Genomic DNA, 12,773 nt, shown 5'->3' on the forward strand with positions numbered 1-12,773 from the left:
CCGACCATGCCGCCGCCCGATGACGCCAAAATGAAACAAGGAAGCAAGGCCGCCGCGCCCGACGCCGATGCGCGGCGCGATGAGGCGCGCCGCAAATACGATCCCGAACAGACGAAGCGCAACATCCTCGACGTCGCCACGCAGGAGTTCTCCGCGATGGGGCTGTCGGGCGCGCGCGTCGATTCGATCGCCGAACGCACGAACACGACGAAGCGGATGCTCTACTACTACTTCGACAGCAAGGAAGGGCTGTACGAAGCAGTACTCGAGAAAGTCTACGGCGACATCCGCGCGCTCGAACTCGAACTGAACGTCGGCGAACTGGAGCCGCGCGAGGGCTTGCGCCGGCTCGTCGAATTCACGTTCGACTACCACGACAAGCATCGCGACTTCGTGCGCCTCGTGACGATCGAGAACATTCACGGCGCGAAGTATCTCGAGCAGCTGAAGTCGTTCAAGAACCGCAACGTCAGCATCATCAAGACGCTCGAGGACCTGCTCGCGCACGGCGTCGAAAGCGGCGCGTTCCGCGAGGATGTCGATCCGTTCGATCTGCATCTGCTGATCAGCTCGTTCTGCTTTCATCGCGTCGCGAACCGCTATACGTTCGGCACGGCGTTCGGCCGCGATCCGTCGTCGCCGCGACTGCGCACGCGGCATCGCGCGATGATCGCCGAGACGGTCTTGCGTTACGTCGCACGCTGATCGTCGGCGCACGGCGCGTGGGGCCGCGCGCTCGTCGCGCAGCCCCACGACGAGCGCCGAAGTCCGCTCAGGCCTGCGCGTGCGTCGCCGGCGCCGGCTTGGCAAGCGCGATCCGCGCCTTCTCCTCCGGGCTTCCCGCGACGAAGTACTTCTTCGCCCACCGCGAATCCGGCTGCAACGCAAGCTTGCCGCGCACGCCCGTCCCCGAACCCGCATCCGAACCCGAGCCGCGACGCGAAGCGATCGCCAGCGCGCGCGCACGATAGTGCTCGTAAAGCCGCAAGAACTCCGCGAGATAGATCGCCGCGACGCGCGCATCGCGAATCTCCAGCAGATTCTCGTCGTTGAAATGCTCGGAATTCCCGCTCATGTTCGCCGAGCCGCTGTAGACGATCGGATCCGCCCCCTCCGCGTCGATCACGATGAACTTGTGGTGAATGACGACGGGCGGATAAGCGGGCGGCGCTTCCCCCGGAAAGAGCCGCAGCTCCGTCTCGAAGCCGTCCGGCACCGCTGCGGGAGAGAAATACGCGGCGTCGATCACGTCGCGATTCGAACGGCTGCGGTGATACAGCTCGAGGTTCGCGAGACGCGCGGCATCGAGCGTCTTGCCGTCGCGCTGATCCGCGTCCGCCTGCTGCGCGCCGCGCGCGCTGATCCCGTTGACGAGCCCGAACATCATCAGCCCGCGGTCGCCCGCTTCGAAGCACGCGTCGCGCAGCGCGGCATCGGTCGGCATGAAGAGACAAAACGCAACCGAATGCTGCGCACCGCGGATCGCGTCGACAACCGTGTCGATCTGCGTGCGCACGCCGCGCGGCTCCGGCGAAAACGACACGCGCACGCGCGCCGAACCGATTTCGATCGCCTCCGACCAGCCGGGCGCGAGCCGCGCGGTCTCGGCGATGCCCGGATTCGACGCGAGCGCGCGCGCTCGCGCGTTGTACAGCTCGGCGAGCGCCGCCGACTCGAACGTGTGCAGTACGTTCGCCTGCTCGGTGATGCCCTCGGTCGTGAAGTTCGCCGAGCCGGTCAGCACGCGCGCGGGCCCCGTCTCGTCGCCCGCGACGATGAACTTGTCGTGCATGATCCGCGTCTTGTCGCGCGGTGCGAGCGTCGCGATGCCCGTCAATCGGTCGACGGCCGGCTGGTTCGGCGACGGCAGCGGCGGCTCGCCGCGGCCGCGCTGCGTCTCGTGCGCGTCATAGACGATCGCGAGCGCATCGGCGCCGTGCGCGCGGCCGAACGCGTCGAATGCCGGAATCGCCCAAAGCGGATCGGTCAGGTGATAGACCGCCGACACCGCGCGCCGCGCATCGCCGCCGAGTACCAATCCGAAGGTCTCCTGCAGATCGTTCGCAAGCCACGTGCGCAGCTTCAGCGCCGCGTCGGGCGGCGGCGCATCGCCTGCGGCGAGATGCAGCGCGCGAACCTGCTTCGCGAACGCCTGCGAGCTCACCACCGCGCGGTTGAACCACGTGCCGATCCCATCCTCGACGTGCGCGGGCAGCGTGACGCTGCATACGCCCGCATCGGCTTCGAGCACGTGCAGCGACGCGGGCGTGCCGACGACCGGATAGACGTCGTAGCGAAACGTCCGGCCGCGATCCGGTGGATCGATCCGCGCGTCCCACCACATGAATTTCTGGATCGGCGCCTGATCGGTCGGCGCATCGCCTTGGGTGCCGGCCGCGGGGCCGTCGAACGTCAGCCGGTTCGGCAGCCAGCTCGTCGCGGCGCGCGTCTTGCCGTCCGTCGACCAGAAGCCGGGCGTACGCTTGATCGCAAAACCGAGAAAATCATCGCGCCGCCGCGCGTCGGGCCAATCGAAGGCCAGCAGGACCAACGTCGGGGAAAGATAGCTGCGCACGCTGACGGACATCGCCGCCCTCCTCGGCTCATCGCCTTCCAAAGTCGAAGCGTCGAGTGTTCAGCGCTTGCTTGCCGTGCGTGTGACGTTCCGATGAAGTTTCCGTGTCGTGTTTGCTTCGACGCGGCTCGAGGCGGCGGATGGGGCATGGCGAAGGGCGGGCGCACGAGAGGCAGGTGATCGAAGCGGAACGAGACAGGGCGAGGTTCGACGGCACGCTGCGCGGCGCAGCGCAATGCGAGACACATGACCTGCATCGCGGGTGTGCGACACATCGACCGACGCAGCAGCGATCAGCCGCAGGACAATCTCGATCTGCCGGAATGTCGGCGCACGCCGCACCGCCTTGTCGTGCTCGCGCCGGAACACGAAATAGCGCCCCGCTTATCGGAACATGACGTGCATCGCGCGCTCGCGACGCATCGGCCGTTGCCACCACGATCCGCCGCAGACAACAATCCCGCTCCCCAGAACGTCGGCGCGCCGCATCGCCTTGTCGTGCTCGCGCCGGAACACGAAATAGCGCGCCACTTGTCAGAACATCCCGCGCATCGCGCCGTCCACCACGCACCGCCCCACACCGCACCGCTCAACCACAGACGACGAGCTCGATCCCGCGCAACGTCAACGCCCGCCGCATCGCCTTGTCCGGCGCGCGCTCGGTCACGAGGAAGCGGGCCGCCTCCGAGCCATTGATCCGCACGGGCATCACGCGTCCGAACTTCGAGTGATCGGCGACGACGACGGGCGCCGCCGCCGCCGCGAGCATCCGCCCGCGCACTTCGGCGACGACGCGCGAATAATCGGTCAACGTGCCGTCCGGCGTGATCCCGCCCGCGCCGACGAACGCGAAATCGACGTGGTATTGCCCGAGCTGCTGGATCGTGTCGAGGCCGAATGTCGCGTCTTCGTCATCGGACAGCTCGCCGCCGAGAAGCGTCACGCGGTTGCCGTTGCGGCGGCCGAGCACGCCGGCGATCCGCCAGTCGTTCGTATAGACGGTCAGTCGATGCCGGTCGACGAGCGCGAGCGCGACCGCATGGACCGTGCTGCCCGAGTCGAGCAGCACCGACGCGCCATCGGCCACGAACTCGGCCGCGCGCCGGCCGATCGCGCGCTTCGCGTCCGCGTGCGACGCATCGCGCTCGGACACGCTCGGCTCGTGCCGGTCGGCGGCGAGCGCGCCGCCGTGCGTCGTGATCACGAGGCCGCGCGCGGCAAGCGCGTTCAGATCGCGGCGGATCGTCTCGCGCGACACGTTGAGCGCGTTCACGAGCTGTGCGACCGACAGTGCGCCCGCGCGACCGAGTTCGGACAGGATGTAGCGATGACGTTGTTCTGCAAGCATGGCGCGCGGCGCGGCCGGGCCGCGAGTCGGATCGTGAATGACGGATGGCGGGCTATTGTAGTACGGCGCAATGATCTCGCGCCGATCGCCCGCCTGTCCGGCGGCGCCGCGAGCCGGCCTACAGAATCGGGATTTCGCGCAGCATGCGCGTGTCGCGCGGACGATTGCGGAGAAACAGCGCGGACAGCACCGCGCCGATCAGCGCGATCGCACCCGCGAGCACGAACGCGGACACGAACGAGCCGCTGCGTTCGACGATGAAGCCGGTGACGGCCGGCCCGACGACGCCCGACAGGCTCCCCATGCAGTGCAGGCAACCGCTGACGGCGCCGACCCGCGCGGGCACGACGAGGTCCTGCACGATCGCCCAGTAGATCGCGCCCGTCACGTAGAGGAAGAAGAGCGACACGGACATCAGCGCGACCGCGCTCTGCGACGAGCGCACCGAGCCCGCCACCGCGACGCAGATCCCCGCGCCGAGCAGGCAACTCACGAGCACGATCCGGCGCGACAGCATCGCGTTGCCGGTGAGCTTGTAGATCGCGTCCGAGATGACGCCGCCGCACGCGAGGCCGACGGTGCCGACGAGCCACGGCACGACGGTCGCGACACTCATCTCGCGGATGTTCAGGTGATGCGCCTGCACGAGGTAGCTCGGGAACCAGCTCAGGAAGAAGAACAGCACATAGTTGTAGCCGAAGAACGCGACGCCCGTCGCGAGGATGCGCGGCTGCTTCAGGTAATGGCGAAGCGGCGGCGCATCGGCGGTGCCGGCGGCCGGTTGCTGCGCCGCCGCGCGGGCCGGCGCGACACCGCCGGGCACGGCTTGCTCGGCCGTCGATACGCGCTGCGCGGGCCGATCGGACGTCGTCGCAACCCAGACGAGCACCCATGCGAGGCCGATCGCGCAGACGATCCAGAAAGCCGGCCGCCAGCCGAACTCGACGGCGAGCACCCCGACGATCGGCCCGGCGATCGCGCCGCCCAGCGGCGAGCCGGCGCTCAGGAGCCCCATCGCGGTCGCCGCCGATTCGCGCGGCAGCCAGTTGTTGACCATCTTGTTCGCCGCCGAGCAGAGCGGCCCTTCCGCCATGCCGAACAGCAGGCGCACGATCAGCAGACTCACGAAGCCGATCGCGATCGCCGTCATCCCGCAGAAGATCGACCACAGGCCGACCGCCAGCACATAGACGAGCTTCGGCCCGAGCCGGTCCGACGCGAGGCCGCCGATGAAGTTGAACAGCGCATAGCCGACGAAGAACGTGCTGAAGACGATGCCCATCTGCGCAGCGTCGATCCCGAGATCCTTCTGCACCATCGGCGCGACGATCGACAGCGCGACGCGGTCGAGATAATTGATGCCATACACGATGAACAGCAGGAATACCGTGATCCATCCCATCGTTTTCTGGTTCATGCCTGTCTCCTTCATGCCGATGCTGCCGGCGTTCATGTGATTTGTCGTTGCCGCCGGCGCGTCGACGGAAGGCCGACCGCGGACCGACTTCGGCAGTGTGTCGCCGGCGGATGCGGCGGTCGGGCGACGCGTCTTCGGCTCGGCTTTGCGCGCGAAATCCGCCGCACGAAAAACGAAGTCCTTCGCACGGCGGGCGATGGCGAATGCAAACGCGGATGCGAGCGCCCGATCCCGCAGCCGGCCCGCGCGATCAAGCGTCGAGCAACGGCCGCAGCAGCGCGTCCGTGCCGCGTTCGCGCAGCGTCGCCAGATGCATGCCGACGCGCGCCGTCAGCGCATCGGGCCATCGCGCCGCGTCGCGCGACGCGAGCGAATCCAGCGCCGCGCGCACCGCATCGGCCGCGGTCCGCGCCCCGCGAAGGCGATCAGCAAGCGCATCGGCGCCGGGATCGTCGAGCGCGAGCGGCGCGCCCGCCTCGTCGCGCGCGACTTCGACGTAATGCAGCCACGCCGCGAGCGCACGCTCGACAAACGGCCGCTCGACGCCCGCCATCGCGCTCTCCGCGAGCGCCGGCAGCCAGCGCAGCGGCACCTTCTGCGTGCCGTCCGTCGCGATCTGCGCGGTGCGATGCGCGAGCGTCGGGTTGCGAAAGCGCTCGATCAACGACGCGCAATACGCGCGCGCGTCGTAGCCGGCAGGCACGTCGACCGTCGCGAGCAAGTCGCGCGTCATCAGGCCGCGCACGAATGCGTCAATCAGCGGATCGGCCATCGCGTCGGACACCGTGCGCCGCCCGCGCAACTGGCCGACGTAGGCGATCGCGGAGTGCGCGCCGTTCAGCAGGCGCAGCTTCATTTTCTCGTACGGACGCACGTCGGTCGCGACGAGCGCGCCCGCGTCCTCCCAGCGCGGCCGCGCGCCCGCGAACCGGTCCTCGAACACCCATTGCGCGAACGGCTCGCAGACGATCGCCGCCTCGTCGCGCACGCCGATGCGCGCCTCGACCCAGTCGAGCGATTCGGGCGTCGCGGCCGGCACGATCCGGTCGACCATCGTGTTCGGAAACGCGACGTCGCCGCGGATGCGCCGCGCGAGCGCGCCGTCGAACTGCTCCGCGTATTGCGTCGCCAGCATGCGCAGCGTGTCGCCGTTCGACGGTATGTTGTCGCAGCAGACCACCGACAGCGGCGCGCCGGACGCACGCAGCCGGATGCCCGCGGCCAGGACGCCGAGCGTCGTCCAAGGCGCGTCCGGTTGCTGCAGGTCGCGGCGGATCGCCGGATCGTCGACGTCGAGATCCGCGCCGCCCGCCTTCCGGTAATAGCCCTTCTCGGTGACGGTCAGGCTGACGATCGACACGTCCGGATCGGCGATCAGGCTCAGCAGCGGCGCGAGCGCCTGCGGCGCGAACAGCGCGCGATGCACGGCGCCGACGATCCGGGTGCGCGCAGCGTCGCCGTCGCGCTCGGTCACCGAATAGAGATGATCCTGCGCGGCGAGCAGATCGACCGCATGCCTGCGCCGCAGCTCGACGCCGGCGATCCCCCATCGCGTATCGCCGCGGTCGAGCAGCGTCTCGGTGTAGCGCGCCTGATGCGCGCGATGAAATGCGCCGAGACCGAGATGGACGATGCCCGTGCGAAGCGCGCGCCTGTCGTAGCGGGGGCGGGACACGTCGGCCGGCAGATCCCGGCATTGATCAGACGAAAGAAGCGGCATGGTGATTGAATCGGCGATTTGTACCATGGTAGTCAATGCATTGCCGGGAGATTATTCCGAGTGCACATCTATTTTTATCGGTGTAAACGCTATATCGGCTATCTGGCGCGTCAGATGTACCATGGTAGACAGATGAGAGAGACCCTGTCTCGGCCCTTGATGAAGACCCAGTTGATGAACGACAAGGAATCCACGGAAGACACCGTCGTCGCGGCGCTGAACGGCTTCGTGCTCGATGCCGGCAAGTCGTATACGCAGCAGGTGCACGCGCTGCTGCGCAACGCGATCGTGCGCGGCGCGCTGCCGCCGCGCACCGCACTGTCGGAGGCGGTGATCTCGGCGACGATCGACGTGAGCCGCACGCCGGTGCGCGAAGCGCTCGCGCAGCTCGCCGACGAGCGGCTCGTGCAGATCTACCGCAAAGTCGGCACGATCGTCGCGCCGATCTCGGTGTCGATACTCGAGGAAGGACGCTTCGCGCGCAGCACGCTCGAATGCGCGAACCACGTCGATCTCGCGCAGAAGATCACGCCGGCGCAGCTCGCGGAGCTCGCCCGACTCGTCGACGCGCAGCGCGACGCAGTGGCCGCGCGCGACATCGACACGTTCTTCGCGCTCGACGAAACGATGCACGGCCGGATGTTCGAATTCGCCGGCCGGCCGCACGTGTGGGAAATGCTGCAGCCGATGAAGCGGCAGTTCGACCGCGTGCGCTGGCTGCTGCTCGATCGTGTCGAGGACCACGCGCGCCGCGCGCTGCACGAGCACGAGCAGATCCTCGCGCACATCGCGTCGCGCAACATGGCGCTGCTCGGCGCGTCGGTCGCGATGCACGTCGACCGCGTCAGCTCCCATCTGCCGGAGGTGCGCGACCGCGCGCCGCATTACTTTGTCGACTGAACCCCTCACCGGAGAAGCCGGATGAAAATCGAACGGCTGCACCTCATCGTCACCTGCCCCGGCCGGAATTTCGTGACGGTCAAGATCGTCACCGACGAAGGCGTCTACGGCCTCGGCGACGCGACGCTCAACGGGCGCGAGCTCGCGGTGCGCGCGTATCTCGAGGACCACGTGTTCCCGTGCCTCGTCGGCCGGGACCCGCGCGACATCGAGGACATCTGGCAATACCTGTATCGCGGCGCGTACTGGCGCCGCGGGCCCGTGACGATGACGGCGATCGCCGCGATCGACATGGCGCTATGGGACATCAAGGGCAAGCTCGCCGGCATGCCCGTCTATCAGCTGCTCGGCGGCAGGAGCCGCGACGGGCTGATGGTGTACGGCCACGCGACCGGACGCGATCATGACGAGGCGATCGACGCCGTGCATCGGCACATCGAGCAAGGCTACCGCGCGATCCGCGTGCAGTCCGGCGTGCCGGGGCTCTCGAAAGTGTACGGCGTCGGCAAGACCGCGGGCGCGTACGAGCCCGCCGAGAAGGGCCTGCCGCCCGAGGAGCCGTGGGACACCGCGCTCTACCTGCGCCACACGCCGGAGCTGTTCCGCAAGGTGCGCGACGCAGTCGGCGACGCGCCGCATCTGCTGCACGACGCGCATCACCGGCTGACGCCGATCGAGGCGGCGCGCCTCGGGCGCGATCTCGAGCCGTATCGACTGTTCTGGCTCGAAGACGCGACGCCCGCCGAGAATCAGGACGCGTTCCGGCTGATCCGCAGCCATACGACGACGCCGCTCGCGGTCGGCGAGGTCTTCAATTCGATCTGGGACTGCAAGGACTTGATCCGCGACCAGCTGATCGACTACATCCGCGCGACGATCGTCCACGCGGGCGGCATCACGCACGTGCGCCGCATCGCCGACTATGCGGCGATGTACCAGGTTCGCACCGGCTTCCACGGCGCGACCGACCTGTCGCCCGTATGCATGGCGGCCGCCGTCAACTTCGGCCTGTGGGCGCCGAATTTCGGCATTCAGGAGCTGATGCCGCACACCGCGCTGACCGACGAGGTCTTCCCGCACAATTATCGCTTCGAGGACGGCTGTCTCGTGATGGACGACGTGCCGGGCCTGGGCGTCGACATCGACGAGGCGCTCGCCGCGAAATATCCGTACGAGCGCGCGTATCTGCCCGTCGCCCGCTTGCGCGACGGCTCGATGTGGAATTGGTGATCACGCATGAGTGATCACCCGAATGCACGAAACACGAAGGAGAATCAGGACATGCTGAGCGTCGTCGTCGATCGGCCCAATAGCATGGGCGTGCGCGAAATGCCGATGCCCGCGCCCGCCGCGGGCGAATTGCGCGTGCGCGTGCGCTATGCGGGCATCTGCGGATCCGATCTGCACATCTTTCATGGCAAGAACCCGTTCGTCTCGTATCCGCGGATCATCGGGCACGAGTTCGTCGGGCGCGTCGAATCGGTCGGCGCGGGCGTCGACGCATCGCGCATCGGCGAAACCGTCGCGGTCGATCCGGTCATCAGTTGCGGGCGCTGCCACGCGTGCGCGATCGGCCGGCGCAACGTGTGCCGCCACCTGACCGTGCTCGGCGTGCATCGCGACGGCGGCTTCAGCGAATACGTGTGCGTGCCCGCGGCGAACGCCTACCGGATTCCGCCCGAGATCGCCGACACCTGCGCGGCGATCGTCGAGCCGTTCGCGGTCGCGGCGAACGCGACCGCGCGCACCGGCGTGCTGCCGTCCGACGTCGCGCTGATCTACGGCGCGGGCACGGTGGGCCTCACGCTGCTGCAGGTGCTGAAGCGCGTCTACGGAATCCGCGCGTTCATCACCGATCGCCTCGGCGAGCGCCTCGAACTCGCCCGCAAGTGCGGCGCGGCCGACGACGAGGTGATCAACGCCGCGACGGAAACGCTGCCGGACGCGCTGCAGCGGCGCGGGGTCGACGGCGGTCCGACGCTGATCTTCGATGCGGTGTGCCACCCGTCGATCCTCGAGGAAGCGGTGCGGCTCGCGGCGCCCGCCGCGCGGATCGGCGTGCTCGGCTTCTCGTCGGAGCCGTCGTCGATCGTGCAGGCGGAGCTGACGAAGAAGGAATTGACGCTGTGCGCGTCGCGGCTCAATTGTGCGATGTTTCCGCAGGTCATCGAATGGATCGGCGCGGGGCTCGTGCATCCGGAGCACATCGTCACGCACAAGGTCGATTTCCGCGACGTCGCGCAGGCGTTCGATCTCGCGGAGCGCAATCCGCGAGAAAGCTGCAAGATCCTGCTGGATTTCGCGGCGGAATGAACGGCGTCCGATGCCGCGCATCGGGTGCGATTGCGGGAACGTCGAAATCGGGTCGCGGCGCTTCGCCAGTGCCGCTCGCCCACCGCTTGAAAAGCGACATGGCCGCCCGGTTACGACGCTGTACGCCGACAATCGGCAACCGTGCAAGGGCATGGATTTCCGCCACGCCACGCCATGACAAGCAAGCGATGCGCTCCGCATCGCGAAATCGGATCGGCCGCGCGCAATGCGCTCGACGCGCGACGCGCTCGCCCGCGTCGCGTCATCTCATACACGCATGAACGGAAGCGGCCATGCGCGCCGCGCGCCGGCCCGCGGACGGACCGCGCGCTCCAGACGACGCGCCCCGCCGAGAACATGCGGCGCCCATCGCCCCGCTTTCGACGATCGCCTCTCACCCACGAGCAATTCAGTATTTCGCGTCGCACGGCAATCGGCTCCGCCGCACATTGCTAAACTCGCCGCTCGACCCCAAGCCAACCGACAGAGGTGAATCGATGTATCGCAAAGGCGCCGTCCTCGAAATCCAGTTTCCGCCGGAGCGGCTCAACGACGCCGCGGGCGATCCGTACTGGATCGATCTCACGCTCGATGAAGCGCGCCGCCTGCATCAGCAACTGAGCGCGCGCTTCGCGACCGACGCCAGCGCGAATCAGCCGCTCGACACGTTCTCGATCGACTGAAGCGGCCGGCGCGCCGCGCCGCGGGCAGTGCAGATTTCGACAAGACGGCGGCGCACCGCCGCGCGATACTCGGCGGCTTCACCGTCATGTCGGCCGCGCCCGGTCCGCTTCGCATGCCTGCTTCCGCTTCCCTCGTCGCCGCGGCGTTCGTCGCGCTGTGGTCCACGGGCTTCATCGTCGCGCGCGCGATCAAGCCCTACGCCGATCCGAATCTGTACCTGCTCGCGCGCTTCGTAGGCACCGCGCTCCTCTACACGTGCGTCGCGCTCGCCGTCCGTGCGCGTTGGCCCTCGGGGCGCGAATGGGGCCGGCATCTGTTCGCCGGCGCGCTGCTGCAAGGCGTCTATCTCGGCGCGAGCTATTGGGCCGTCGCGCAAGGGCTCAACGCCGGCGTGATGGCGCTCCTAGGCGCGCTTCAGCCGCTCGCGACCGCCGCGCTCGCCGCGCCGCTCTTCGGCGAGCGGCTGTCGGCGCGCGGCTGGCTCGGAATGGCGCTCGGCATCGCGGGCGTCGCGCTCGTGCTCGCGCCGAAGCTCGCCGCCGCCCGCGCGGCGGCGGGAGGCGCGCCCGCATGGGCCGTCGTCGCGATCGCGGTCGCCGCCGTCGCGTCGATCACGGCCGGCTCGCTCTATCAGAAAAGCTCGCTCGCGCAGACCGACCTGCGCACCGCCGTCGCCGTGCAGAACCTCGGCGCGGCGCTCGTCGCCGGCGCCGCCGCGCTCGCGCTCGGCGAAACCCGCTGGCACGGCGCGCCCGCGCTGTGGTTCTCGCTCGCGTGGGGCATCGCGATGCTGTCCGGCGTCGCGGTGATGCTGCTGATGGCGATGCTGCGCCGGGGCGAGGCGGCGCGCGCGACGTCGCTGCTGTTTCTCGCGCCGCCCCTCGCCGCGCTGCAGGGCTACGCGCTCTTCGGCGAGACGCTCGGGCCGCCGCAGATCGCCGGCTTCGCGGTCGCGCTCGCCGGCGTCACGCTCGCGCGCCGTAATTGACGGCCGGCATGCCCGCGCGAATCCGCCTCCGCGGCGGTCCCGGCGCACACGTCCCCGCCGACGCGCGCATGCCCCGGCGCACCATCGCCGAACTTGCTACCATCGAGCGTCTCGACCGCTCGCCGTGCGTCGAACCCGATGCCCCCCGATCAAGGAGACCGCCCATGTCGTACACGCTGTACTACTCGCCGGGCGCGGCCAGCATGGCCGTCCATTGGATGCTGATCGAGCTGCGCGTGCCGTTCGACGTCTGCTGCATCAACATCGACGAAGGCATGCAGCATTCGCCCGACTATCGGCGACTGAATCCGACGGGCCGCGTGCCGACGCTCGTCGTCGACGGCGTGCCGCGCCACGAATCGACCGCGCTGCTGATGCTGCTCGCCGAGCGCCATCCGGAAGGCGGCTTCGCGCCGCCGCCCGGCACGCCCGAGCGCGCCGCGTGGTTCGAACTGATGATCTATCTGGCGAACACGCTGCTGCCGGCGATGCGCAACTGGTTCTACGCGGACATCGATGGCGATCCGGACGGCGCCGACGCGGTCCGCGCGCATGCGCGCCTTCAGATCGAAGCGGCGATGGACGAATTCGACGGCCGGCTGCGCGACGGCCGCGACCATCTGCTCGGCGGCGCGTCACCGAGCACCGCCGACTTCCTCGCGATCGTGCTGATGCGCTGGACGCGCAACATGCCGCGCACGGTGTTCGCGTGGCCGCATCTCGCGCGCTACGTCGAACGGATGCGCGCGCGGCCGTCGTTCGCCGAGCTGACCGCGCGCGAAGGGCTGACCGAATGGCTCAATGCGCCGATTGGCGCGGCGGGATGAC

General features: G+C 68.8%; 11 protein-coding genes. 7 read left to right on the plus strand and 4 right to left on the minus strand.

The genetic code is table 11. The annotated features are described in order from the left end of the window. Window positions 1-6: 6 nt before the first annotated feature. The gene (locus WS70_RS27050) at window positions 7-705 is read left to right on the plus strand and encodes a TetR/AcrR family transcriptional regulator (RefSeq protein ID WP_082715992.1); all 699 of its coding nucleotides are present in this window, start codon (window positions 7-9) and stop codon (window positions 703-705) included. Window positions 706-772: 67 nt separating this feature from the next. On the opposite strand, the gene WS70_RS27055 is transcribed toward WS70_RS27050, so the two are convergent. The 4 genes from WS70_RS27055 to WS70_RS27075 form a co-directional block, all read right to left on the minus strand. Beyond that, window positions 773-2,587 (minus strand): phospholipase D-like domain-containing protein, encoded by a 1,815-nt coding sequence (locus WS70_RS27055; RefSeq protein WP_059597412.1) that lies wholly within the window; start codon window positions 2,585-2,587, stop codon window positions 773-775. 577 nt (window positions 2,588-3,164) lie between these two features. Beyond that, window positions 3,165-3,923, minus strand: a complete 759-nt coding sequence (locus WS70_RS27065) for a DeoR/GlpR family DNA-binding transcription regulator (protein WP_059597413.1) — start codon at window positions 3,921-3,923, stop codon at window positions 3,165-3,167. 118 nt (window positions 3,924-4,041) lie between these two features. Next, on the minus strand, window positions 4,042-5,340 hold the full coding sequence (locus tag WS70_RS27070; protein WP_059469967.1) for an MFS transporter: 1,299 nt from the start codon (window positions 5,338-5,340) through the stop codon (window positions 4,042-4,044). Window positions 5,341-5,590: 250 nt separating this feature from the next. Beyond that, a complete protein-coding gene (locus tag WS70_RS27075; RefSeq protein WP_059597414.1) occupies window positions 5,591-7,060 on the minus strand; it encodes a mannitol dehydrogenase family protein in 1,470 nt (489 codons plus the stop codon). A gap of 174 nt (window positions 7,061-7,234) precedes the next feature. Here WS70_RS27075 and WS70_RS27080 point away from each other — a divergent pair, with 174 nt between their 5' ends. The 6 genes from WS70_RS27080 to WS70_RS27105 all read left to right on the plus strand — a co-directional run bounded on the left by WS70_RS27080 (window position 7,235) and on the right by WS70_RS27105 (window position 12,772). Then, complete coding sequence (locus WS70_RS27080) at window positions 7,235-7,960, plus strand: GntR family transcriptional regulator (RefSeq protein ID WP_059469936.1); 726 nt, start codon at window positions 7,235-7,237, stop codon at window positions 7,958-7,960. A 21-nt stretch (window positions 7,961-7,981) separates the two neighbouring features. Continuing rightward, window positions 7,982-9,190, plus strand: coding sequence for a D-mannonate dehydratase ManD (manD, locus tag WS70_RS27085; protein WP_059597415.1), 1,209 nt, complete (start codon window positions 7,982-7,984; stop codon window positions 9,188-9,190). 51 nt (window positions 9,191-9,241) lie between these two features. Beyond that, a complete protein-coding gene (locus tag WS70_RS27090; RefSeq protein WP_059597416.1) occupies window positions 9,242-10,273 on the plus strand; it encodes a Zn-dependent oxidoreductase in 1,032 nt (343 codons plus the stop codon). Window positions 10,274-10,770: 497 nt separating this feature from the next. Beyond that, window positions 10,771-10,956 carry a hypothetical protein gene (locus WS70_RS27095; RefSeq protein ID WP_059469934.1) on the plus strand — a complete coding sequence of 62 codons (186 nt, stop codon included), beginning with the start codon at window positions 10,771-10,773 and terminating at the stop codon, window positions 10,954-10,956. An 86-nt stretch (window positions 10,957-11,042) separates the two neighbouring features. Further along, window positions 11,043-11,945: a DMT family transporter gene (locus WS70_RS27100; protein ID WP_059469933.1), complete on the plus strand. Its 903-nt coding sequence runs from the start codon at window positions 11,043-11,045 to the stop codon at window positions 11,943-11,945. Window positions 11,946-12,109: 164 nt separating this feature from the next. Further along, on the plus strand, window positions 12,110-12,772 hold the full coding sequence (locus tag WS70_RS27105; RefSeq protein WP_059597417.1) for a glutathione S-transferase family protein: 663 nt from the start codon (window positions 12,110-12,112) through the stop codon (window positions 12,770-12,772). Window position 12,773 lies beyond the last annotated feature (1 nt).

The sequence above is a fragment of the Burkholderia mayonis genome, from assembly GCF_001523745.2.
GTDB lineage: Bacteria > Pseudomonadota > Gammaproteobacteria > Burkholderiales > Burkholderiaceae > Burkholderia > Burkholderia mayonis.